The organism is Burkholderia sp. B10 (genome assembly GCF_004368385.1).
Taxonomy (GTDB): domain Bacteria; phylum Pseudomonadota; class Gammaproteobacteria; order Burkholderiales; family Burkholderiaceae; genus Burkholderia; species Burkholderia vietnamiensis.
The window spans coordinates 211,210-232,448 of the sequence record NZ_PQMX01000001.1 but is presented as its reverse complement, the minus strand read 5'-3'; the positions used below and the strand labels follow the sequence as shown (position 1 = coordinate 232,448).

At 67.8% G+C, this 21,239-nt stretch carries 25 protein-coding genes; 7 read left to right on the top strand and 18 right to left on the bottom strand.

The window, feature by feature from the left end; translation table 11 throughout:
* Nucleotides 1-91 precede the first annotated feature (91 nt).
* Nucleotides 92-1,096 carry an SDR family oxidoreductase gene (locus C3Y15_RS01080; RefSeq protein ID WP_011880026.1) on the top strand — a complete coding sequence of 335 codons (1,005 nt, stop codon included), beginning with the start codon at nt 92-94 and terminating at the stop codon, nt 1,094-1,096.
* A 140-nt stretch (nt 1,097-1,236) separates the two neighbouring features.
* On the opposite strand, the gene C3Y15_RS01075 is transcribed toward C3Y15_RS01080, so the two are convergent.
* Complete coding sequence (locus C3Y15_RS01075) at nt 1,237-1,557, bottom strand: hypothetical protein (protein ID WP_011880027.1); 321 nt, start codon at nt 1,555-1,557, stop codon at nt 1,237-1,239.
* 327 nt (nt 1,558-1,884) lie between these two features.
* Here C3Y15_RS01075 and C3Y15_RS32105 point away from each other — a divergent pair, with 327 nt between their 5' ends.
* Together C3Y15_RS32105 and C3Y15_RS32100 are read left to right on the top strand one after the other, a co-directional pair.
* Nucleotides 1,885-2,175: a hypothetical protein gene (locus C3Y15_RS32105; protein ID WP_243860159.1), complete on the top strand. Its 291-nt coding sequence runs from the start codon at nt 1,885-1,887 to the stop codon at nt 2,173-2,175.
* 33 nt (nt 2,176-2,208) lie between these two features.
* Entirely contained in the window at nt 2,209-2,655 is a 447-nt protein-coding gene (locus C3Y15_RS32100) for a class I SAM-dependent methyltransferase (RefSeq protein ID WP_243860157.1), read from the top strand.
* 69 nt (nt 2,656-2,724) lie between these two features.
* Here the strand turns inward: C3Y15_RS32100 and C3Y15_RS01065 are convergent, their stop codons facing one another.
* On the bottom strand, nt 2,725-4,242 hold the full coding sequence (locus tag C3Y15_RS01065; protein WP_046427399.1) for a deoxyribodipyrimidine photo-lyase: 1,518 nt from the start codon (nt 4,240-4,242) through the stop codon (nt 2,725-2,727).
* Between the two features lie 81 nt (nt 4,243-4,323).
* Nucleotides 4,324-4,554: a hypothetical protein gene (locus tag C3Y15_RS31950; protein WP_185499735.1), complete on the bottom strand. Its 231-nt coding sequence runs from the start codon at nt 4,552-4,554 to the stop codon at nt 4,324-4,326.
* 154 nt (nt 4,555-4,708) lie between these two features.
* Between C3Y15_RS31950 and C3Y15_RS01055 the strand changes: the two genes are divergently transcribed.
* On the top strand, nt 4,709-5,668 hold the full coding sequence (locus C3Y15_RS01055; protein ID WP_043292622.1) for an alpha/beta hydrolase: 960 nt from the start codon (nt 4,709-4,711) through the stop codon (nt 5,666-5,668).
* A gap of 100 nt (nt 5,669-5,768) precedes the next feature.
* Here the strand turns inward: C3Y15_RS01055 and C3Y15_RS01050 are convergent, their stop codons facing one another.
* On the bottom strand, nt 5,769-6,740 hold the full coding sequence (locus tag C3Y15_RS01050; RefSeq protein WP_011880031.1) for a MerR family transcriptional regulator: 972 nt from the start codon (nt 6,738-6,740) through the stop codon (nt 5,769-5,771).
* Between the two features lie 26 nt (nt 6,741-6,766).
* Here C3Y15_RS01050 and C3Y15_RS31610 point away from each other — a divergent pair, with 26 nt between their 5' ends.
* A complete protein-coding gene (locus C3Y15_RS31610; RefSeq protein WP_155416650.1) occupies nt 6,767-6,925 on the top strand; it encodes a hypothetical protein in 159 nt (52 codons plus the stop codon).
* Between the two features lie 66 nt (nt 6,926-6,991).
* Nucleotides 6,992-8,521 (top strand): cryptochrome/photolyase family protein, encoded by a 1,530-nt coding sequence (locus C3Y15_RS01045; RefSeq protein ID WP_059475452.1) that lies wholly within the window; start codon nt 6,992-6,994, stop codon nt 8,519-8,521.
* Between the two features lie 208 nt (nt 8,522-8,729).
* On the opposite strand, the gene C3Y15_RS01040 is transcribed toward C3Y15_RS01045, so the two are convergent.
* From C3Y15_RS01040 to C3Y15_RS01025, 4 genes are all read right to left on the bottom strand, one after another.
* Nucleotides 8,730-9,776, bottom strand: a complete 1,047-nt coding sequence (locus C3Y15_RS01040) for an FAD-dependent oxidoreductase (protein ID WP_124259691.1) — start codon at nt 9,774-9,776, stop codon at nt 8,730-8,732.
* 97 nt (nt 9,777-9,873) lie between these two features.
* A complete protein-coding gene (locus C3Y15_RS01035; RefSeq protein ID WP_011880034.1) occupies nt 9,874-10,581 on the bottom strand; it encodes a sigma-70 family RNA polymerase sigma factor in 708 nt (235 codons plus the stop codon).
* 113 nt (nt 10,582-10,694) lie between these two features.
* Nucleotides 10,695-11,426, bottom strand: a complete 732-nt coding sequence (locus tag C3Y15_RS01030; protein WP_046427402.1) for a GTP cyclohydrolase I — start codon at nt 11,424-11,426, stop codon at nt 10,695-10,697.
* A gap of 93 nt (nt 11,427-11,519) precedes the next feature.
* Complete coding sequence (locus C3Y15_RS01025) at nt 11,520-12,320, bottom strand: hypothetical protein (protein WP_045579631.1); 801 nt, start codon at nt 12,318-12,320, stop codon at nt 11,520-11,522.
* 318 nt (nt 12,321-12,638) lie between these two features.
* Here C3Y15_RS01025 and C3Y15_RS01020 point away from each other — a divergent pair, with 318 nt between their 5' ends.
* Nucleotides 12,639-12,827 (top strand): hypothetical protein, encoded by a 189-nt coding sequence (locus C3Y15_RS01020; protein ID WP_124259692.1) that lies wholly within the window; start codon nt 12,639-12,641, stop codon nt 12,825-12,827.
* A 36-nt stretch (nt 12,828-12,863) separates the two neighbouring features.
* Here C3Y15_RS01020 and C3Y15_RS01015 read toward each other — a convergent pair whose 3' ends face one another.
* The 10 genes from C3Y15_RS01015 to C3Y15_RS00970 all read right to left on the bottom strand — a co-directional run bounded on the left by C3Y15_RS01015 (nt 12,864) and on the right by C3Y15_RS00970 (nt 21,183).
* Complete coding sequence (locus C3Y15_RS01015; protein ID WP_080484387.1) at nt 12,864-13,034, bottom strand: DUF2256 domain-containing protein; 171 nt, start codon at nt 13,032-13,034, stop codon at nt 12,864-12,866.
* Between the two features lie 94 nt (nt 13,035-13,128).
* On the bottom strand, nt 13,129-13,665 hold the full coding sequence (locus C3Y15_RS01010) for a chalcone isomerase family protein (protein WP_124259693.1): 537 nt from the start codon (nt 13,663-13,665) through the stop codon (nt 13,129-13,131).
* Between the two features lies 1 nt (nt 13,666).
* The gene (locus C3Y15_RS01005; RefSeq protein WP_124259694.1) at nt 13,667-14,884 is read right to left on the bottom strand and encodes a cyclopropane-fatty-acyl-phospholipid synthase family protein; all 1,218 of its coding nucleotides are present in this window, start codon (nt 14,882-14,884) and stop codon (nt 13,667-13,669) included.
* Entirely contained in the window at nt 14,881-15,735 is an 855-nt protein-coding gene (locus C3Y15_RS01000; protein ID WP_124259695.1) for a DUF1365 domain-containing protein, read from the bottom strand. The genes C3Y15_RS01005 and C3Y15_RS01000 overlap by 4 nt, the downstream gene beginning before the upstream one ends.
* The gene (locus C3Y15_RS00995) at nt 15,732-17,042 is read right to left on the bottom strand and encodes an FAD-dependent oxidoreductase (RefSeq protein WP_124259696.1); all 1,311 of its coding nucleotides are present in this window, start codon (nt 17,040-17,042) and stop codon (nt 15,732-15,734) included. The genes C3Y15_RS01000 and C3Y15_RS00995 overlap by 4 nt, the downstream gene beginning before the upstream one ends.
* 92 nt (nt 17,043-17,134) lie before the next feature.
* Nucleotides 17,135-17,749, bottom strand: a complete 615-nt coding sequence (locus C3Y15_RS00990; RefSeq protein ID WP_011880042.1) for a lipocalin family protein — start codon at nt 17,747-17,749, stop codon at nt 17,135-17,137.
* Between the two features lie 8 nt (nt 17,750-17,757).
* Nucleotides 17,758-18,858 (bottom strand): class I SAM-dependent methyltransferase, encoded by a 1,101-nt coding sequence (locus C3Y15_RS00985; RefSeq protein WP_011880043.1) that lies wholly within the window; start codon nt 18,856-18,858, stop codon nt 17,758-17,760.
* Entirely contained in the window at nt 18,858-19,688 is an 831-nt protein-coding gene (locus C3Y15_RS00980; RefSeq protein WP_046427407.1) for a DUF1295 domain-containing protein, read from the bottom strand. The genes C3Y15_RS00985 and C3Y15_RS00980 overlap by 1 nt, the downstream gene beginning before the upstream one ends.
* Before the next feature lie 155 nt (nt 19,689-19,843).
* Nucleotides 19,844-20,575: an anti-sigma factor gene (locus C3Y15_RS00975; protein WP_124259697.1), complete on the bottom strand. Its 732-nt coding sequence runs from the start codon at nt 20,573-20,575 to the stop codon at nt 19,844-19,846.
* Nucleotides 20,572-21,183, bottom strand: a complete 612-nt coding sequence (locus C3Y15_RS00970) for a sigma-70 family RNA polymerase sigma factor (RefSeq protein WP_124259715.1) — start codon at nt 21,181-21,183, stop codon at nt 20,572-20,574. The genes C3Y15_RS00975 and C3Y15_RS00970 overlap by 4 nt, the downstream gene beginning before the upstream one ends.
* Nucleotides 21,184-21,239: the final 56 nt, after the last annotated feature.

The following is a 21,239-nucleotide window of genomic DNA, read 5'->3' as shown; positions in this document are numbered from 1 at the left end:
CCAGTTGCGTTGCACGCGCCGCACCGCAGCCGCGGCTCGGCGCACTTCGGCATCCATCGCTATTCGTGTAGATCTCGCACCGGAGCCCACCATGTCATCAGACGAAGTATCCGAATCGCGCCGCAAGTGGATGCAGGGCACGACGGCCAGCCTGGTCGCGAGCGTCGCGATTCCGGCCGTCGCGCAGAATGCCGGCGCGACCGATGTCGGCGACACCGCGCCGCACGACCCGCGCACGCTGTATCCGCACGCGCCGTTTCCGCAGCAGCACCAGCCGTGGCCGGGCCTCGCCGGGCGCATGACGCCGCGGCCCGATCACGGTGAGCGCAGCTACCGCGGCAGCGGCCGGCTCGACGGCCGCAAGGCGCTGATTACCGGCGGCGACTCCGGGATCGGCCGTGCCGCCGCGATCGCGTTCGCGCGCGAGGGCGCGGACGTCGCGATCGCCTATCTGCCGGACGAGGAGCCCGATGCGCGCGAGGTGGTGCAATACATTCGCAGTGCGGGCCGCAAGGCAGTGCCGCTGCCCGTCGACATCCGCACCGAAGCGGCGTGTGGCAAGCTCGTCGAACAGGCGGTCGCAGGCTTGGGCGGGCTCGATATTCTCGTGAACAATGCGGCGCGTCAGCAGAGCCACGATTCGATCCTCGACATCAGCACCGAGCAGTTCGACTGGACGCTGCGCACCAATTTATATGCGCTGTTCTGGATCACGCGCGCCGCGATTCCGCACATGCCGCCCGGTTCGGCGATCGTCAACACGACCTCGGTGAATGCGTACGATCCGTCGGCGAACCTGCTCGACTACGCGATGACGAAGGCCGCGATCGCCAACTTCACGAAAGGGCTCGCGAAGCAGATGATCCAGCGCGGGATTCGCGTGAACGGCGTCGCGCCGGGGCCGTTCTGGACGCCGCTGCAGGTGAGCGGCGGCCAGACCGAGAAGAACGTCGAGACGTTTGGCCAGCAGGTGCCGATGGGTCGGCCGGGGCAGCCGGCGGAACTCGCGTCGATCTATGTCGAACTGGCGTCGTCGCGTGCGAGCTATGTGACGGGGCAGATCTATGGCGCGTCGGGCGGCGCGGGGCAGCCTTAGCGGCGCGGCGCAAGTGCCGATCGGCTGGACCGCTCCGGCGATCAGGCGCCGTTCGAACTGATCTTCAAGGCGTCGAATTCGACGGCGAGTTCGGCTCCTAGGCTTGAATACATGCAGGCATCCACGCCGCGCGTATCCCCTTACGAAAACGTGGTCGCGATCATGATGCCGAACACCACGCCGATCGCGATGCCGGTCAGCCGGCCGTAGATCGATGCGTGCACGTTGTCGTCGAGTTCGAACGGCGAGCGCTTGTGCTTCCATACCGTGCTGAAGACGAGCGGGCGCGCGAGCAGCAACGCGCACGCGATCAGCACCGGTGTCGCGACCAGCAGCGCGATGCGAGCGGCGTTCCAGTTGACGCCGTGCATCAGCAGCGATACGACGGCGGCGAGCGGCACCTCGACGCACAGGCCGAGCAGCGATCCGCCGACGAAGGAGTCTCCCGGTGCTTGGAACATGAGCGTCGGTCCGTTCGAAGGAATTGCGCACCCGCTTCGGGTCACATGAGAAAGCGATCGCGGCGAGCGGGCGACGACCGTGGTCGATCGTGTGGCCGCGATGTTAAGGCAATTTTCCGGCCGGTTGCCGGCGACTCACGCTATTTAACAAAGCGCCGATGCGCCGTGACGTCATATGCGCGCGACACTCGACGGCGCGCGGCTTCGGCCCGACAATACGCTCGCGCGTCGGCCGCTCGATTCGGCGAAACGCATGACCGAGCTTGCCGATTCGACGGCCATCGCGGCTGTCGGCAGCGCGCTCGAAGATCCCGGGGAGACCGAAACATGTTCGAAGACATCACCCACTATCCGACGACGATCGCATGCAAGGTGTGCGCTGCCGAAGCCGACATCTGCGGCGTGGTCGATATCTCGCGTTGCGGCGCCGACATGATCGCGGGGAACAAGGTCGATCCGTTCGTCGGTGTGCCGATCTACTACTACGCATGCCGGCAATGCGGCTTCACGTGCACGCCGGCGTTCGACCATTGGACGCACGACGACTTCGCGCGTCATGTCTACAACGACGACTACGTGCGCCATGATCCCGAGTATCTCGAGCATCGCCCGCAATAGCATGCCGACCTGATCTGCACGAGCTTCCCGGAAATGCGCGACGGCCGCATTCTCGATTTCGGTTCGGGGTTGGGGCTGCTCGAGCGCAAGTTGTCGGCGCGCGGGTTCGGCGACGTCACGTCGTACGATCCGTTCAGCCAGGCTGTCGCGCCGCACGGCACGTTCGACGCGGTGCTGTCGTTCGAGGTGTTCGAGCATCATCCGCAGCCGCGACGCCTGTTCGCCGACATCGTCCGCTATCGCGGCGTCGCGGGCGCGCTGCTGTTTCAGACCTCGCTGATCACGCCGGAGATTCGCGCGCGCGGCATCGAGCAGTGGTGGTACTGCGTGCCGCGCAACGGACATATTTCGTTCTACACGAGCGCGGCGCTCACGCTGCTGGCGACGGAGCACGGGCTCGAACTGGGATCGTTCAGCCCGGAACTGCACGTGGTGTTCGATCGCGCGTCCGCGCCGCGGTGGGTGTCGAAGTTCTTCTGAACGATGCGGCGCGCAACGCGCTACGTGGCGTCCGCGTTCATACCGCAATCCACCGCCGCTACGACCATGCTACGCATGGCTTTCCGAATCGAGCCGCTTCACCGATTCCAGCGCGCGTGCACGCGCGCACTGATGATCGACGATCGGCATCGGATAGCTTCGCCCGAGCGTGACGGACGCGCGTTGCAACTGCTCGCGCGACGCGGCCCATGGCGCGTGGACGGTGTCTGCGGAAAGCTGCGCGAGCTCGGGCACCCAGCGACGCGTGTAGTCGCCGTGCGGATCGAACTTCTGCGCCTGCAGAACCGGATTGAAGATGCGGAAATACGGCGCCGCGTCGGCGCCGCTGCCCGACACCCACTGCCAGCTCGCGGGATTGCTCGCCTCGTCGGCATCGACCAGCGTATCCCAGAACCATGCTTCGCCCTGTCGCCAGTCGATCAGCAAGTGTTTCGACAGAAACGACGCCGCCACCATGCGCACGCGGTTGTGCATCCAGCCGGTATGCCACAGCTCGCGCATGCCGGCATCGACGAGCGGGTAGCCCGTGCGGCCCGTCTGCCACTTGCGCAGTGACTTCGCGTCGTCGCGCCACGGCATCGAATCGAACTGCCGGCGGAAATTGACCTGATGAAGCGGCGCGAAGTGATACAGGAGGTGGTACGAGAATTCTCGCCAGCCGATTTCGCTGAGGAACTTGTTCAACGGCCCGTCCTTTGAGTCGATGCCGCGCACGGTGTGCGCACTTCGCATTGCATCGGCCGCCGACAGCGTCGCGTACCAAACCTGCCGAACCGATATGTTGCCGAAGCGCAGATACGGCGACAGCCGGCTCGTCGCGCGAGCGGCCGGAAAATCGCGCAGCGTCGGATAGTCGGACAGCGAATTCTCCAGGAATGCTTCGAGTTGATCGCTGGCGGCTTGCTCGCCGCACTGCCAGGTCTCACGCAGCCCGCCGGCCCAGTCGGGAGCCGACGGCTGCAGCTCGAGCTCGCGAAGCGTGCAGACGTGTGGCGTCGCGTGGGCTGGAACCGGAAAAAACCGGATGTGCGACGGCGCCGGCAGCGGAACCGGCGGGAAAAAATCGTCGCGCCGAGCGGCTCTCCAGTACGCGCTGAAGACCTGGAACGGCAGGCCTTCGCGCGTGGTCACCGTCCACGGTTCGCGCAGCAGGTGCCCGTTGAACGTCGACACGGCGATCCCGCGGTCGATCAAGTCTCTCTTGATCGACGCATCGGTGCCGGTCTGCGCCTTCGCGTAACGCCGGTTCCAGACGACCATCGCCGCGCCGATCGCTGCGGCGAAACCGGTGATCGCTTCATGCTCGTTGCCGCGCAGCAGAATCAGCGAGCCGCCATGCGCCGCGAGCGCGTCGTCGAGTTTGCTCAGCGATTCATGGAGCCACCAGCGCTGCGCGCCGCCCATCGCACGACCGTGTTTCGGCGCGGCGTCGTGCACATACACGCAAACGACCGGGTGCCCGGTGTCGAGCGCATGCGTCAGCGCGGGGTTGTCGGCCAGCCGTTGGTCGTCGCGGAACCATACGACGACGGGGCGAGCTTCGTGCGGAAGGTCGGAGCGGGTCATGAGTGTGTCGTGAAGAGTTGCGGTTGCATGGTGTGAACGGGATGGGGCCGAGCCGCGCGACGTATCCGAACGATGGCCGCGTTATTCATGTCGCGGCTGTCCATTGCCCGCGATGACCGGCGCGGTCACGCCGTCCCAACGCGCTGCGATCGCGATCGCCGCCGGCAGGATGAGCGCCAAGCCTCGTCCGTGGCCACAGCGATGCACACGTCGCATCTCGACACGGCGCGCACGCGCAGCGCGCAGCCAAACAGCGCCGAAGGAATAGGGCGATTCGCAGACGATGGCTTCATCGGGAGCGATGGCGGGCATGCGGGCTCCGTTCGTTGGTTCATGCGTATACGGCGGTGCGCGGCGAACGGATGCATCTCGTGCCGACACGAGCGGAACGCGCGCCTGCATCCGCCTGCGCTCCGGCTACGTATACGCGGGTATGCGACCCGCGTGGTCACAATTGGAGATTTGCATGAACCTCAAGGTGGCGCTCGCCGTGCTGTCCGTGCTGGTCGCAGCCGCTTTGCTGGCCGCGCACAGTCCGCTGCGGCTTCTGAATGCATTGACGCCGACCAACACCTTCCGCCTTTTCGCCGATATCCCCTACGGGCCCGGCGAGCGCCAAGTGCTCGACGTCTACTTGCCGGCGCGCGTGGCGCGCGACTGGCCGACCGAGCCGAATGCCGGCGCGCCCGTCGTCGTGTTCTTTTACGGGGGAAGCTGGCAGTCGGGCAAGCGCAACGACTATCTGTTCGTCGGCGAGGCGCTGGCGTCGCGCGGCTTTGTCGCCGTGGTGCCCGACTACCGCACCTATCCGGCCACCACCTTTCCCGGCTTCATCGACGACGCGGCCCGTGCGGTCGCATGGGCGCGCGGGCACGCGGCTGCGTTCGGCGGCGACCCGCGGCGCGTGTTCCTGATGGGGCATTCCGCCGGCGCACAAATCGCCGCGCTGCTCGCCACCGACGGCCGCTATCTGGCCGCGAGCGAGATGCGCAGCAGCGAGATCGCGGGCGTGATCGGGCTGGCCGGCCCATACGATTTCCTGCCGCTGCGCGATGCGACGCTCGAACGGATCTTCCCCGACGACCAGCGTGCAGCGAGCCAGCCGATCCGCTTCGTGCGGGGCAGCGAGCCGCCGATGTGGTTGGCCGTCGCCGAGAACGATACGGTGGTCGAGCCCGGCAACACCGATCGATTCGCGCGGGCGTTGCAGAACGCCGGCGATAGCGTGGTGGTCACGCGCTACCGGCATCTGAGCCATGCCGCGCTGGTCGGCGTGCTGGGCGCGCCGCTCAGACGCGCGGCGTCGGTGCTGGACGATCTGTCGGCATTCGTCGAGCGCGCGGGCGGCGTGTCGAACGCCGGAGTCGCGAGCGGCGACGCAAAGCCGCGCGCTGCGACGGTCGCGTCGGCGGTTTCGGCGCAGTGAGCGGTGGTGAAATGGAACGGGCGCGCTCGTCGCCGCGCATCGCGCGTCGACGACGCGCTACGCCACAACGCAACCCAACCGCTGGCTGGCGGTTGCCGCCCTAGACCGACTTCGGCGCTTGCGCGGCCGCGTCCAGCCCTTCTTCACGCAGGATGACGGAGAGTGCCGTTTCGAGCAATTCGGCGGCCCGATTTGCCGCGTCGCCGAGATGGCGGTGCAACAGCGCATCGGCGGGCGAGCGCGACACGCATTCGTCGCTGTAGCGCTCGAACGCGCTGAGTTGCATGATCAGTTCGGACAGATGGCGCGGGCACTCGCATTTGACCGTCGTCGACAAGCCGCTCAGCGACGCGAGCGTCGCTTCGTCGAAGCGGCGCTGCGTGCGCAGCCACAGCCCGCGCTCGGTGTCGTTCGCCTGTCGCGCCTTGACGACCGCCTGGGCGAGTTTCGAAATGATCGACGCGGAGTTGGTCTGGCCTTCCGTCGAGCGGAACAGCTCGAACCCGGACAGCCGCGCCAGCTCGACGGCCTCCGCCGTGCCGAACCCGTATATGACGGCCACCGCATGTGCATTGAGCGCTTGCGCCGCGCTGGCCAGTTGTGACACGACGTCTTCATGAAGCGACGTGGTCGTCGCGATCAGCGCATCGGCGGACGTACCGGTGTGCCGGCTCGCTTCGTCGATCGATTCGATGCGCGCCGCGATATGGATGCCCATGCGCTCGATAGCGGACGCCGAGATCGGCAGCGCGCCGACGACGGCTAGGCTCACGCCCGTTTCGGGCAGCGCCGCGCCGCGTGTATCGGTCAACGACAACGCCTCGAGTTCGTCGCGGCTCAGGCTCGCGATCGAGCCGATCGCGTGGCCCTGGTTGACGAGGGCCTTTAGCAAACGAATCCGCTGCACGTCGTCGTCCGAGTACATCCGCTGCCCGGACGGCGTCTTCGGCGGCGCAACCACGCCATAGCGCCGCTCCCAAATCCTCAGCGTGGCTGCTGGCATGCGTGCCAGGCGCGCGGCCTCGCCGCTGCGATAGCGGTGCGGCGTATCGCGATCCTTGCGAGCGGACATCGGTGCTCTCCTGAAGTCGATGGCTGATGTATCAGGATTTTACGCTGTTTGCCGGAAATTTGAAGCAGGAAAGTGATTCAATGTGCTCAATTTTGATCGGAAAGATGGTTCGTGAAGCGCATGCGCGGCTAGAATGTATCGGTGCGGCGGGCGTTGTGCGCGAAGTTGTAAGTGAAGGATCGTGACGCATCCGGCGTCGCGATGCGCCCGCCTCGACACCTCATGAACGACAAGCGATCGCAAAGCATCCCATGACCACCTTGAGGCTCGTTCTAGGCGACCAGCTCGACCCGCATCACCCCTGGTTCGCCGAGGTCCGGCCCGACATCGTGTACGCGCTGATGGAGATTCGGCAGGAGACCGACTACGTGCTCCATCACGCGCAGAAGCTCATTGCGGTGTTTGCGGCGATGCGCCGCTTCGCCGAGTTGCTGCGCGAGGCGGGGCACGTCGTCCACTACATCGAGATCGACGATCCACTCAATCGCCAGGCCATTGCGGCGAACCTCGACATGCTGGTCGACCGCTACGGTGCACATCGCATCGAGTATCTGCTGCCCGACGAGTGGCGCGTCGACCGGCAACTGCAGGCCTATGCGGCGTCGGCGCGCGTGCCGGTGCAAGCGCTCGACACGAACCATTTCTACACGACGCGTGACGAAGTCGCGAGCCTGTTCGGCAACAGCCGCACGTGGGTCATGGACCGCTTCTATCGAAGCATGCGCGTACGCCATCGCGTGTTGCTCGACGCACAAGGGCGTCCCGCAGGCGGGCAATGGAACTACGATGCCGAAAACCGCGAGGCGTGGTCCGGTACGCCTGCCGAGCCGCCCGACTGGCGTCCGCGTCACGACCATCGCGCGCTGTGGAGCCGGATCGTGGCCGCCGGCGTGCGCAGCTTCGGCGCGCCGTCCGCCGACGACTTCCGCTGGCCGGTCGACCGCAGCGAGGCGCTCGCGTGTCTCGATTTCTTCATCCGGCATGGGCTGCCTTTCTTCGGACGCTTTCAGGATGCGATGCACCGCGATGCGCGACGCCTGTTCCACTCGATGCTGTCGTTCGCACTCAACGTGAAGATGTTGAATCCGCGCGAAGTCGTCGAGCGCGCGGAGCATGCGTATCGCACCGGCGCCGCGCCGCTGGCCGCGGTCGAAGGGTTCATCCGGCAGATTCTCGGCTGGCGCGAGTTCGTGCGCGGCGTGTACTGGGCGCGCATGCCGGGTTACGCCGACAGCAATGCGTTCGGCCATCGGCGCGCGTTGCCGCATTGGTTCTGGAACGGCAGCACGCGCATGGCGTGCATGGCGCATGCACTGACGCAATCGCTCGACGCTGCGCATGCGCACCATATCCAGCGACTGATGGTGATCGGCAACTTTGCGCTGCTGGCCGGGCTCGAGCCGCGTCAGGTGCATCAGTGGTATCTCGGCGTCTACATCGATGCGTTCGAATGGGTCGAGCTGCCGAACACGCTGGGCATGAGCCAGTACGCGGATGGCGGCGCGATGGCGACCAAGCCGTACGTTTCCAGCGCCGCGTACATCAACCGGATGAGCAACTACTGCAAGGGCTGCGCGTACGACCATCGTGCGCGCACGGGCGAGCACGCATGCCCGTTCAACGCGTTGTACTGGGATTTCTTCGACCGGCATCGCAGCGCGCTGCAACACAACCACCGGCTGTCGATGGTCTATCGGCAACTCGCGCGTTTCGACGACGAGGCGCTCGATGCGATCCGCGCGCAGGCGGAGTGCGTGGTGCGGGATATCGAGTCGCTGTAGGGCGGGTTGTGGTTGGGGCGTATGAAGGGGCGGCGGATGGGGAGCGCCGCTTGCGTCGAAATGCCGAAGTGCGCGGGTGCCGTGTGTTGCGCCCGTGTCGCATGTCGAGCACTGCCGCGGCGCCGCGCGATCGCTCGCCGCATGCGTTAAGTAGCAGAGAGCATCGCGGAATTGGCGCGCGCCCCACCCTCCGACGTTCACGAATCGATCAACTATCGGAACTGGGTGTCTCAACGCGTGAATTCCGTGTGCCCAACGCGTCGACCACGGCGCCGCCGAGCCCGCTGCCGCTCAACCATGCACCTTCGACCTTGCCGCCGCCCAGCCAGTCCCCGCACAGCCCGACGCCCGCCGTCGTCCGCCATGCAAAGCGGCCGTGCGTCGAGGCCGTGGCAGCGGCCGGCTCCGCATAGCGCCACCGATGGGCAGTCGCCGACTCGGCGCCAGCGCCCGTGATGTCCCGAAACGCCGCCAACAATGCGTCGGTCACCCATTCGGCCCGTGCTTCCAGATGAGCGTGACTCCAGTCGGGCGTTGCATGCAGCACCCACGTGTCGATGCCGGCGCGCCCGGGCTTGGACGTGTCGTTGGCGATCCAGCCGAGCGGCCCCGCATTGACGAAGGCCGCGTCGAAGCCGGCGTCCGGCAGCCCGCGGCACTGCGCCATCACCGTCCACGTCGCGCGCATCTCGCTGCGCTGTGCGATGACGGCAAGACCCGGCTCCGCATGCCGCAAAAGCGGCACGGCCTGCGGCGCCGGGACGGCGACGATCACGGCGTCGTGGTGCGCGTCCAGTACACCGTGCTCGGCCGACGTCGCGCGCCAGCAATCTCCGTCGCGGATCAACTCGACGATCGTCGTTTCGCAGAGCGTTCGAATGCCGGCCGACAGACGCTGCGCCGGCGCCGACATGCCCGGCACGCCGACGTACCGCAGCGCAGGCGCGAGCAACGCACGCGGGCCGAGCGCGCCGATCGACGCCACGCGCGCCTCCCACGGGGCTGCTGCTCCACTTGCCACCCAGCGCGCTACTTCGGCGACGAACGCCGGATGTTGCGCGGTGAAATACGGCGCACCGTGATCGGCTTGCCAGAGCGCGGTACGGCGCGTACTCATGCGTCCGCCGACACCGCGGCTCTTTTCGTACACGGTCACGCGGTGACCCGCGTCGGCCAGCACGCGCGCGCAGGCCAGCCCCGCTATCCCGGCGCCGACGATAGCGATATGTGCCGATGAGTCGGAAAACGGCGGCATGTGATTCATCGTGGCAGCCCCATGCGTTGGGAGATCGCCGCAGCGCGTGCCGCATGGGCATCGGCACTCGACGTCGAACTTCTGCAATCGGGCTGGCTCATTGCTCGAGGTAAATCCTGAGCCGCAGCAGGCTGCGGCGAATCCAGCTCTTCATCGTGCCGAGCGGAACCTGCATGCGCTCGGCCAGCTCGGCATACGATGCGCCGCCGTGAAACGCTTCACGCAGCACGTAGGCTTGTCGCTCGCCGAGATGGGCGAGCCCGCGCTCCAGGCGCTGGCGTTCCTGGCTTGCCTGAGCGCCCGCGTCCGGTGTCGGGCCTTCGTCCGGTATCAGCAGCGCCTGCTCTTCGTCGAGCGGCGCGTCACGGTGCTGCCGGAGCCGATCGATGGTTCGATTGCGGGCGAGCGTCAGCAGCCATGTCATCGCGGTGCCGCGTTCGGCGTCGAACGCACCGGCGCGCCGCCATGCCGTCGTGAACACCTCCTGAAGCAGATCTTCCGCTTCATGGCGGTCACGTATCATCCGCACGATCACGCCGTACAGCCGTGCCGACGTGAATCGGTACAGCTGTGCGAATGCCTGCTCGTCGCCGGCGGCGACGCGACACAGCAGGCTGTCGAGCGCCGCGTGCCAGACGGCTTGCTCGTCCGGTTCGCGCTGCGCCGTGTCGTCTGCGAACGCGTCGGCGCCTGCCGCATGCGACCGGGAATGAGCGGCGCCGCGGCGTTGCTGTCTGGCCGAATGGAGCGGCTTCGCGCGCCCGTGCGCCGACGACGGGCGGAGTGACTCGTGCGAACAGTTCATCTGCAACTCCGCATGCTGTGAGCTTCCTGCTTTTGCGCGTCGCGGTGCGCGCGGACGCCGATCATGAGTGAACACCGTGCCGGTGGATTCATTGCGCGTGGTTCCGTGCCGGCCTACGCGTCCTTGCCGGACAGAAGGGCAAGGAACTCGCGGCGAAGCGACGCGTCCGCGAGGAACTTGCCGCGCATCACGCTGTTGGTCATCTTCGCTTGGTCGTCCTTGGTGCCGCGCCAGTGCATGCAGAAGTGGTCGGCTTCGAGCACGACGGCAAGCCCGTCGGGCGCGATGCGCCGTTCGAGCAGGTCGGCGATCTGCTTGACCGCCTCCTCCTGAATCTGCGGGCGCGCCATGACCCAGTTCACGAGCCGGCCATACTTCGACAAGCCGATCAGATTCGACGTGGCGCTCGGCAGCACGCCGATCCATGTCCGCCCCATGATCGGGCAGAGATGATGCGAACACGCGCTGCGTACGCGCAGCGGGCCGACGATCAGCAGTTCGTCCAGCCGCTCGACGTTGGGGAACTCGGTGACGGGCGGCGGTGCCTCGTAACGGCCTGCAAACACTTCGCGGACGAACATCTTCGCGACGCGCCGCGCGGTGTCGCGCGTGTTGTGGTCGTGATCGACGTCGATGACGAGCGAGCGCAGCACCGCTTCCATCCGCTGTGCGACTTCGCTCTGCAGCGCGTCGAGCTCGCCGTCGCGCAGGTGCGCGGCGATGTTGTCGTTCGCATGAAAGCGCGCGCCCGCATGTTCGAGCCGACGACGAATCAGTTGCGACAGAGGAATGCCCTCGTCGATCGCGGTCAACGTGTGCTCGGGCGCGTCGATTACATTTCCCATTTCGGTTCGTTTCTCGAGGTTGGATGGTGGTGCGGCAGATCGTGATCCGGTGCGATGCCGTGCGTGCCCGAAGAGGTATCGGCCGCGCGTGGCTCAGGTGCGAACGCGCGCGCGTGCCTGCCGACCGGGCCGGCCCGCGCGCTCGCGACGGCGGCGTGCGTGCGATGTGCGGTGTCGCGCGGCAGGCGTCGTGTCGTCGCGATGCCGCATGCGCGGCAACTCCGGTTCGCTGTCGGTTCGTTCCGGCGCGAACGTGGCGGCGACCGCGCGTTTCAGTTTCGCCAGCACGAACTGACGGTCGACCTGACCGTCGGCCGCACGGAACAGATCGAAGCCGGCGACACGCAGCAGCTCGACGGCGCGCACGCTGCCGTATTCGTAGACGACCGCGGCCGCACGGACGCGACGCCCGTGCGCCAGCGACACGAGGAGCTGCGCAACGTCGCTGTGCAGCCACGTGACGTGCGCGACGAATGAATCGACGAATAGCTCCGGATGCCGCAGCGCCTGGAACACCGACTCGGCGCGCTCGCTTATGCGCAATCCGGGCGGCGCGGCCGGCGCGACCGGCATGTCGGCGGCGAACAGGTCGCCCATCACCAGCAGCGTCGGATAGGCGGGCGTACCGAGGTCGGCTTCGGCGAGCGTCGTTCCGTCAGTGCGGACGAACGTCGCTTCGGCGCGCGCGCATCGGTCGATCGCCTGTGGTTGCGGGCGACGACGGCGTTCCCCGCGCGTCAGCGCCGCGAGCCGCTGGCGCGAAGCGGGTTCGTCGGCGTTCGCGGCGGGACGGTGCGAGCGCGCGCGCGCGGTGGCGGCGGCCGCACGCATCCGGCCCGCGGCCGCACGGATGGCGAGACGGCTCAGCTTGATGTGGTCGTTGCGTGTTGGCACGGGGCCTCCCTTGGGTCGATACCTGCGTCACGGCTCGATTGTATGCAAATTTTCGGGAATGTGAAGCAGAAAAGCGAGTCAAGAGTTGTGAAAATGCGAATTTAGTGGGTCATTGTCTCTGAGGTATGGGGTATTCGTGTGGAATTGTGCGCGTGATATGGCCTGTTGAGCCGAATCTGCTTCAATTTTGTGCCGATAGAAACGGAATTGTGAGTCACGAATCCGTGATGAATCTGCGCCAAACGATACGCATCATACGAATGCAAGGCAGTGGAGTGGGGTGTGTTGGGCGTCTGACTCAGGATATGACTCAGATAGATGAGTCAATGGCTCAAATTCGATTCATTCAACCTCGGTGGCGCGCTGGATCTCCTCCTGCTGGCCCATCTCGACCGGACACCGGCAGGGACAGCCGGCGTGCAGCTCTTTCGACTTGCGTCAACCGCGGAGAACGCACGGCGCGCATGGGCCAACAGCGCTCAACCGCGCGACGAGGTTCACCCCTGATTGGCCCGGCGCTATGCGCGACGAGCCAGCGCGACCTCAATCGCGCGAACCGACCGACTTCCCCCTCCCGGTCGATCGCCGGTTTCGCCGGCAGCGATCCGAGCAATATCGGACGTCCTCCCACACTGCCTTCCACTTCTTTCTCCAGCTGAAAGGCAACCCACAGGCGGCACACGTTTTTCGAGGCAAGTGAATCTTGTCGACCATGGCGAACGACGCGTTGAAAGCGATCCTCACGAAGTTCGATCACGCGGCAACGCGGCCGCGTGCGGTATTCGGCCGGCCGCGCCCGCCGGCCGAATCAGCGCGCGTCGTCGCCGAGCAACTGGCGGCGCAACGACGTCGCGCGTGTGCGCGGATCGAGCCAGATCTCGAAGAACGCGCGCGCGAACGCCGGATCGGCCACTTCCGCGGTGAAGCGGCCGTTCGTATAGAAGCGTGCGCCGCGCTCGGGCAGATACACGCCGCAGAGCACGTCGCCGCGCGACACGTCGGTGAACGCGCGGGCGATGTCGCGGCGCCACGCGTCGCGCGTCGCGGCGGGCAAGGGCGCCGCTGCGAGGCGCTCGATTTCGTCCATGCCGGTCGATACGAGCCGCTCGCCCGTCACGTCGTGGCGATAGGCCAGCGACAACGCGAACGGCGTGTCGAACGCGCCGGGCGCGCGACGCGCCCACAGCTGCGCGTCGTACAGACAGATCCCGAACACGCAGAAGCGGCCCGAGCCGATCAGCCGCGCCGACGCGACATCGTCGACGCAATTTGCATCGGCGGCGCCCGGCATCGCGAACGCCGCCCACGCCGAAACGGCCGCGAGGACCGCGAACCGGCGCGTCACGTCAGCGGCCCGCCGACACGACGAAATGCATCACGTCGGTCCGCCGTTCGGCAAATCCCGCTTCGCAATAGGCGAGGTACAGCCGCCACGTGCGAATGAAGGTCTCGTCGAATCCTTGCGCGCGCACCAGATCGGCGTGTGCATCGAACGTCGCCCGCCACGTGCGCAGCGTGCGCGCGTAGTCGTCGCCGAACGCGTGCACCGGTGCGGCGGCCAGTCCGGCGCGGCGCGCTGCGGCGACGAAGCGCTCGGCGCTCGGCAACATCCCGCCGGGAAAGATGAATTCGCGGATGAAGTCGCTCGACGCGCGGTACGCCTCGAATTGCGACTCGGCGATCGTGATCGATTGGATCAACGCGCGTGCACCGGGCTTCAGGCGCCGCACGAGCACGTCGAAGTACACGGGCCAGAACCGTTCGCCGACGGCCTCGAACATTTCGATCGACACCGCCGCGTCGTATTGGCCGTCGACGTCGCGATAGTCGCGCAATTCGATCGTGACGAGATCGGCCAGCCCCTCGCGCGCGACCCGTTCGCGGGCCAGCGAATATTGCTGCTGCGAGATCGTCACGCCGTGCACGCGGATGCCCTGACGCGCCGCGTGTACGGCGAAGCCGCCCCAGCCGCAGCCGATCTCGAGCACGCGCATGCCGGCGCGCAGGCCGAGCGTCGCGACGATGCGCTGATACTTCGCCGCCTGCGCGTCGGCGAGCGGGCGGCGATCGTCGCCGTCGAAGCATGCGCTCGAATAGGTCCACGTATCGTCGAGCCACAACCGGTAGAAGTCGTTGCCGAGGTCGTAATGCGCGTGGATGTTGCGGCGGCTGCCCGCGCGCGTATTCGCGCGCAGCCGATGGCGCAGCGCGTACCACACGCGTGCGAAGAGGCCGCCCGTCACGGTCTGGGCGATCACCGGCTGATTGCGGATCGCGACGCGCAGCAGCGCGACCGGATCGGGCGTGTCGACCCAGCCGGCGCGATACGCGTCGGCAAAGCCGATGTCGCCGGCGCGCAGGATCGCGCGGCAGGCGCGCCAGTCGCGGATCTGCAGCGTCGCGGCCGGCTGGCGGTGCGGATCGCCGAACACGTGTTGTGCGCCTTCGGGCGTCACGAGCGTGAGATGGCCGTCGTGGATGCGTCGCAGCAGCGCGATGAACAACCGGGCCGACAGCGGCAGCGCCGCTTGCGAGGCGGCAGAGAGCAGGCGCAGCAGGGTCATGGGCGGGCCTCGTGATCGGACGTCGCCGGGCGGCCGCGTGACGACGCGTCCGGCGAGCGGGACAGGGACGAATCGGCGCCGGCCGCATTGTCGGGCGGCGTCTTGCCGTAGAACGGCACGCGCGCGAGCCACAGCCGCAGCGCCTGCCAATGGATGCGGATGACGACGTTCACCGCGTTCAGCGGCTGGCGAGCCAGCGCTCGCCACGCGCGTGCGGCCGTCAGCGGTTCGGCGCGCATGCCGAGCGCTGTGCGCAGCACCAGGCCGTCGTCGTCGCGATAGTCGATCGCGACGCTCAGGCGGTCGCCGCGCTGACGCACGCGAAACGCATAACTGCCGGCCACCTCGCAAAACGGCGAGACGTGAAACGTCTTTCGACAGACGAGGGCGGTGCCGGCGTCGATCGGCGCGTGATGCAGCGCCGTCAGCAGATAGCCGTGGTACGCGCCGAAGGTGTTGCGCACGTCCGCGTAGAGCGCGCGCAGCCGGCCCGCGCGGTCGTAGCAGTACCAGAAGCTGACCGGGTTGAACGCGTATCCGCAGATGCGCGGGATCGTCTGCAGCCAGATCGGGCCGTCGGCCGGAATCCCGGCCCGCGCGAGCAGATCGCGCATCCACGGCCCGAGCGGCCGCCCGTCGCGCGGGCCGTAGTCACGCGATGCGAGCGCGAGCGGGCGCCAGCGGTCGACGCCGAACCAGCGGCCGTCGATCTCGTCGAGCCGTTCGACGTCGCAGCAGACCTGGAAGATCGGATACGTGAACGCATGGCGCACCGGCCGCAACCGTTCGTGCATCACGTGGCCGACCAGAAGCCGCGCGGCATGGCCGTCGCGGGCGAACGGCGCGTTCATGGGCGCGCCCACACCGGCGCGATGCCGAAGTCGGCGGCGACGCGCAACGCCGATTTCAGCCCGTCCTCATGAAACCCGTAGCCCGTCCACGCGCCGGCGAACCACGTGTTGCGCCGTCCCTGCAGCGCGGGCAGACGTTGCTGCGCGTCGACGGCCGCGAGATCGAGCAGCGGATGCTCGTAGTCGTAGCGCCCCAGCTGCGTGCCGGGCGCGGGCTCGTCGACCGGATTCAGCGTGACGACCACCGGCGAACGGAACGGCAGCGGCTGCAACTGGTTCAGCAGATAGCTGACGCACACTGGCGCTGCGTCGCCGCCGCCCGGCGCGGACCGGCCGCTCAGGTAGTTCCAGGCCGACCACACGCGCTTGCGGCGCGGCAGCAGCGCCGTATCGGTATGCAGCACCGCGACGTTGTGCTGATAGCGCACGGCGCCCAGCACGTCGCGCTCGGCGTTGCTCGGGTCGGCGAGCAGCCGCAGGCTCGTCGGCGCGTGGCAGGCGAGCACGACCGCATCGAAGCGCTCGTGACCGGCCGCGTCGGTGGCGACCGTGACGTAGCCGTCGTCGCGCCGGATCGCGCGCACCGGCGTGCCGACGCGCACGTCGTCGAGCGTCGCGGCGATGCGCTCGACGTACTGCCGCGCGCCGCCGGCGACCGTGCGCCACGGCGGGCGGTTGTTGACCTGCAGCAGCGCGTGATTCAGGCAGAAGCGCAGGAACGTCGCCGCCGGAAACCGCAGGATGTCGTTGGCCGCGCTCGACCAGATCGCCGCCGCCATCGGCAGTAGATAGTGATGCTGGAACGGCGCGCCGTAGCGGCCGGCGGTGAGCAGTTCGCCGACCGACAGACGCTGGCGGTGCGCCGCGTCGAGATGATCGCGCGCGGCCGCGTTGAAGCGCAGGATGTCGCGCAGCATGCCGAGAAACGTCGGCGAAAACAGGTTGCGGCGTTGCGCGAATACCGTGTTGAGATTGCGGCCGGCCCATTCGAGCCGGCCGCCGTCGACCGACACCGAGAACGACATGTCGGTCGCATGTGCCGCCACGCCGAGTTCGTCGAACAGCGCGATCAGGTTCGGATAGGTGCGGTCGTTGAATACGAGGAACCCCGTGTCGACGGGGTGGCGCGCTCCGTCCAGTTCGACGTCGACCGTGTGCGTGTGGCCGCCCAGATAGTCGGCGGATTCGAACAGCGTCACGCGGTGACGGCGGGCCAGCAGATAGGCGCTTGCGAGGCCCGCGATGCCGGCGCCGACGACGGCGATTCGTCGTCCGCGCGGCAGCGAGCCGATGTATTGCGGGTGCATCGCGAAGGGTCTCCGTCAGTCACAATAGCGCAATCGGAAATGACATGTCCGGATATACGTGGCGCGCGCGCGTGCGGATGCACGGCAAGCCGTCAATCGCGCCGGCCGGGCGACGCGAAGCCGGGTTGGCCGAGCTGGTCGGGCGTTTGCGGCACGCGCCTGAAGCGCGACGTGTCGTAGCCCATCGCGTCGAGCCGCGCGAGCAGCGACCGATAGGTGGCGTCGTCCATGGTCGGCTCGCGCGAGAAGATCCAGCCGAGCGTCTTGCCCGGGTAGCCGAGGATCGTGTAGCGATAGTCGGCGTCGACATACAGCGTCAGCTGCGTGACGTACACCGGCCAGAACAGCCGCACGCGCCATTCGCCGCCGCCGCTGCCGGGCTTGACCGAATCGACGAACCGGTAGCGCGTCTCGGGTCGATCGAAGCCGCCTTTGCGGCCGACGAACGCGTCGTCGATCCGACCGTCTTCGCGTAGCCGCCATTCGGCCCGACTGCCGACGAAATCGCGTTCCGCGAAATACGGAATGTTCGCGATCACGTACCAGCGGCCCATGTAGCGCGGCAGGTCGACGGGAACGGTCGACAGCGGAACGCCGGCGCGCGGATTCGGGTTCGGCGGAGCGTCGGAGCAGCCTGCGGCGCCGAGCGCGAGAGTCATCGCCATCGCCATCGCGACGGCCACGCGACGCACCGCGCCGTGCGACATGACGGGCCTCACGCGTGCCCCCGGCGCTTGTCGAACAGATAATGGGCGACGCCCCATTCCTGCCCGCCGGCATAGCCGAACAGCTCGGCGACGGCCATGTAGAACATTCGCCAGCGCTGGAACCAGACGCGCGCGTCGGCGCCATAGACGGTGTCGAAAATCGGCATGATCCGGTCGCGCGCCGCGTCGAGCGACGCGAGCCACTGGTTCGCCGTGCGCGCGTAGTGCGTGCCGTCGAGCCACCATTGGCGGGCGATGCGCACGTCGTCCTGGAACCGCAGCAGCAGATCGGCCGACGGCATCGTGCCGCCGGTGAAGAAATGGCGCGACATCCAGTCGGTGTCGTCGCGCACCGCGAAGTGATAGGCGAGCAGCTTGTGCGCGAAGATGTGCACGAACAGCTTGCCGTCGTCGCGCATCCAGCGCGCGATCTTCGCGAGCAGTTGCCCGTAGTTCTTCATGTGCTCGAACATCTCGATCGACAGCACGCGGTCGAAGCCGGCGTCGTCGGCGTCGAAATCGAAGTCGACCACGTCGCCGGTCACGATGCGCAGATTGGTCAATCCGCGCCGCGCCGAACATTGCTCGATGAACAGCCGTTGGCCGTGCGAGTTCGACAGGCCGACGATCTGCGCGTGCGGATAGCGTTCGGCGAGCCACAGCGACAGCGAGCCCCAGCCGCAGCCGAGGTCGAGAATGCGCTGGCCGTCCGCGAGCTGGGCGCGCTCCACGTACAACTCGAGCATCGCGTCCTCGGCCTGCGGGAGCGTTTCGGTGCCGCGCGGGTAATAGCCGCACGAATACTTGAGCCGCGGGCCGAGATGCGCCTCGAAGAACGCGCCGGGCACCTCGTAGTGCTGCGTGTTCGCTGCTTGCGTGTCGATCGCGATCGGGCTCGCGCTCAGTTCGCGCACCAGCGCGTCATGGGCCGCCGCTCGCCCTTCGCCGTCGTAAGCATGTTCGGCGCGCAGGCGGTCGCGCATCAGCGAGCGCATTCCGGCGCGGATCAGCGGGTCCGGCAGCCAGCCGCGCTCGCAACAGCGGATCAGCCAGGAGTCGTCGGGTGCCGGCAGCGTGGCCGGCGACGGTGGCGAGGTGGTAGCGGTCATCAGCGTGAGCTCCGGTCTTCGGGGTGATCGGTCGGCGCGGCGGAAGTGCCGCGCATCGGCCTGGGCGGCCACGGCACGAGCGCGCTGGTCGTGCGCATGTAGTCGCGGTAGCCCGGCCGGGTTTGCACGAGACGCGCTTCGAGCAGCGGCAAGCCGGATATCTTGACCAGCAGCACGGCCATCAGCAGCGGCGGCAGCAGCGTCAGCCAGCCCCACGGCATCGCGATCGCCAGCGCCGTGTACGCGAGCCAGTGCACGCACTCGAAAAAGTAGTTGGGGTGCCGCGAATAGCGCCACCAGCCGACGCGACAGACCTGGCCGCGGTGGCCGGGATCGGCGAGGAAGCGCGCGAGCTGCCGGTCGGCGGCCGTCTCGCCTGCCACGGCGGCGATCCAGATCGCGACCGCGGCGGCAAGCGCCGCCCCCGACGGCGCTTCCGCGCTATAGGCGGGGACGAAGAACGCGATCGACAGCAACATCGAGATCAGCGCTTGCAGCTGGAACAGCCAGAACATGTTGCGCGGCGCGGCGTCGCCCCATTGCTCGCGGAACCGGCGATAGCGCGGATCTTCCGGCTGCCCGCGATTGCGCCGCCACAGATGCCGCGCGAGCCGCAGGCCCCAGACGCCGCCGCCGATCGCGACGAGCGCGCGATTCGCGGCGAGGCCGGTGCCGAGCGCTGCGACGAACACGGCTACGCCGCCGAGCGTCGCGGCCCAGACGGGGTCGATCATTGCGGCGTTGCGGGAATGCAATTGTTCGATCCATACCGCCGTGAACGACAGGAACAGACCGATGAAAGCGAGCAGGGCAACGGCGACGGCGGGCATACGGGCTCCGAGGACGCGATGTCTTCGATATACGGAGCCGTGGGCGGAACGGATGCAGCAGGCAGGATGCAGCGCGGTTCGGCGGTGTCGGGAAGGGGCGGGTGAGACGTAGTCGCGCACCGCGCGGTTGCGCGGCGTGCGTCATGTGGTGCGCGTTATGCGGCGTGCATCGGCCCGGTGGCGAGCACGGGCCCGGTCGGTTGACCGGTCGGCGAGCCGCCGCGCGGCTCGAGCGACACGGCGAGAACCGCGCGCGCGCCGAGTTGCGCGACGATCGCATCGGGCAGCGTCATCGACGCCGGCGCGTTCGGCGCGAAGACGCCGAGCGAAATCGGCTTCGCATTCGGCGGAATCAGCCACAGTTCGGTCGAGCGATCGGCGGCGATCGCCGGCGTGTTCGCCGGCACGACGACCATCGTCGCGCGCCGCAGGTCGACCGTGGCCGTCCAGTCGGCCACGCCGTCCTGCCGCGCGAGCGTGGCGGCCATGTAGGGCGTGCCGACGGCGGCGCGCTGCGGCGCCTCGCCGATGCGGAGCACGTTGACCGCGAGCAGCCCGAGCGCCGCGGCGCTCGCGCCGATGCCGACCCAGCGCCACAGTTGCAGGCTGTTCCACCATCCGCTTGATCGTGCGTCGCCGCGAACGGGCGGCGCAGCGGCGAAGTCGAGCTCGCGCTGGATTTTCGTCCAGACGCGCGCGGGCGGCGCGACCGGCGCGACGTCTTCGGCGAGCGGCGCGAGACGGCGCTGCCAGCGCTCGAGCGTGGCGCGCAACATCGGATCGCGTGCGGCGGACTGCTCCAGCTCGCGGCGTGCGTCGGCGTCGAGCACGCCGAGGGCGTATTCCGCGCAGCGCAGTTCGGGATCGTGATCGGGCGGCGTATTCATTGCTCCAGACACACCTTTAGCTGCATCAGGCTGCGCCGGATCCAGCTTTTCATGGTTCCGAGCGGCACGCGCAACTGCGCGGCCAGCTCACTGTAGGTCGCACCGCTGAAGAACGCCTCGCGCACCGCGCGGCCGTGGTGCGGATCGAGCCGCTCGAGGCAGCGCTCGAGGCGTTGGCGCTGCTGACTCGCCTCCGCGAGCGCGGCCGGCGTCGGATCGTCGTCGGGGAGCGTCAGCCGGTGTTCGTCGTCGAGCTGCGCGTCGCGATGCTGCCGCAACCGGTCGATCGTCCGGTTGCGCGCGAGCGTGACGAGCCATGTCATCGCGCCGCCGCGCGCCGGGTCGAACGCATCGATGCGCCGCCACGCGGCGGTGTAGACCTCCTGAAGGAGATCCTCGGCTTCCCCGTGATCGTGCACCATCCGCACGATGACGCCGAACAGGTGCGCCGCGCTCAGCCGGTAAAGCTCGGCGAAAGCGGCCTGATCGCCGAGCGCCGCCAGCGACATCACGCGATTCAGGTGTTCGCGGCGCGCGGCGTCCGCGTCGCCGTCGCGCGCAGACGCTGACGGAACGACGCGCCCGGCATCCTTCGGCCTGTCGTTCATGCGGAGAAAATGGCGCGCAGAGCCATGGCTTGAATGTGGAGCGAAATATAGCACTG

Bases quoted from the DNA above. Each gene is read 5' to 3' on its own strand.
- C3Y15_RS31610 (WP_155416650.1), top strand. From the start codon at position 6,767: ATGTATCAGGATTTTACGCTGTTTGCCGGAAATTTGAAGCAGGAAAGT.
- C3Y15_RS31950 (WP_185499735.1), bottom strand. From the start codon at position 4,554: ATGCCCGCCATCGCTCCCGATGAAGCCATCGTCTGCGAATCGCCCTAT.
- C3Y15_RS00990 (WP_011880042.1), bottom strand. From the start codon at position 17,749: ATGTCGCACGGCGCGGTGCGTCGCGTGGCCGTCGCGATGGCGATGGCG.
- C3Y15_RS00995 (WP_124259696.1), bottom strand. From the start codon at position 17,042: ATGCACCCGCAATACATCGGCTCGCTGCCGCGCGGACGACGAATCGCC.
- C3Y15_RS01055 (WP_043292622.1), top strand. From the start codon at position 4,709: ATGAACCTCAAGGTGGCGCTCGCCGTGCTGTCCGTGCTGGTCGCAGCC.
- C3Y15_RS32105 (WP_243860159.1), top strand. From the start codon at position 1,885: ATGTTCGAAGACATCACCCACTATCCGACGACGATCGCATGCAAGGTG.
- C3Y15_RS01040 (WP_124259691.1), bottom strand. From the start codon at position 9,776: ATGCCGCCGTTTTCCGACTCATCGGCACATATCGCTATCGTCGGCGCC.
- C3Y15_RS00975 (WP_124259697.1), bottom strand. From the start codon at position 20,575: ATGAATACGCCGCCCGATCACGATCCCGAACTGCGCTGCGCGGAATAC.
- C3Y15_RS32100 (WP_243860157.1), top strand. From the start codon at position 2,209: ATGCGCGACGGCCGCATTCTCGATTTCGGTTCGGGGTTGGGGCTGCTC.
- C3Y15_RS01020 (WP_124259692.1), top strand. From the start codon at position 12,639: ATGAGTCAATGGCTCAAATTCGATTCATTCAACCTCGGTGGCGCGCTG.
- C3Y15_RS00980 (WP_046427407.1), bottom strand. From the start codon at position 19,688: ATGCCCGCCGTCGCCGTTGCCCTGCTCGCTTTCATCGGTCTGTTCCTG.
- C3Y15_RS01050 (WP_011880031.1), bottom strand. From the start codon at position 6,740: ATGTCCGCTCGCAAGGATCGCGATACGCCGCACCGCTATCGCAGCGGC.
- C3Y15_RS01080 (WP_011880026.1), top strand. From the start codon at position 92: ATGTCATCAGACGAAGTATCCGAATCGCGCCGCAAGTGGATGCAGGGC.
- C3Y15_RS01015 (WP_080484387.1), bottom strand. From the start codon at position 13,034: ATGGTCGACAAGATTCACTTGCCTCGAAAAACGTGTGCCGCCTGTGGG.
- C3Y15_RS00985 (WP_011880043.1), bottom strand. From the start codon at position 18,858: ATGACCGCTACCACCTCGCCACCGTCGCCGGCCACGCTGCCGGCACCC.
- C3Y15_RS01000 (WP_124259695.1), bottom strand. From the start codon at position 15,735: ATGAACGCGCCGTTCGCCCGCGACGGCCATGCCGCGCGGCTTCTGGTC.
- C3Y15_RS01045 (WP_059475452.1), top strand. From the start codon at position 6,992: ATGACCACCTTGAGGCTCGTTCTAGGCGACCAGCTCGACCCGCATCAC.
- C3Y15_RS00970 (WP_124259715.1), bottom strand. From the start codon at position 21,183: ATGAACGACAGGCCGAAGGATGCCGGGCGCGTCGTTCCGTCAGCGTCT.
- C3Y15_RS01075 (WP_011880027.1), bottom strand. From the start codon at position 1,557: ATGTTCCAAGCACCGGGAGACTCCTTCGTCGGCGGATCGCTGCTCGGC.
- C3Y15_RS01005 (WP_124259694.1), bottom strand. From the start codon at position 14,884: ATGACCCTGCTGCGCCTGCTCTCTGCCGCCTCGCAAGCGGCGCTGCCG.
- C3Y15_RS01035 (WP_011880034.1), bottom strand. From the start codon at position 10,581: ATGAACTGTTCGCACGAGTCACTCCGCCCGTCGTCGGCGCACGGGCGC.
- C3Y15_RS01030 (WP_046427402.1), bottom strand. From the start codon at position 11,426: ATGGGAAATGTAATCGACGCGCCCGAGCACACGTTGACCGCGATCGAC.
- C3Y15_RS01065 (WP_046427399.1), bottom strand. From the start codon at position 4,242: ATGACCCGCTCCGACCTTCCGCACGAAGCTCGCCCCGTCGTCGTATGG.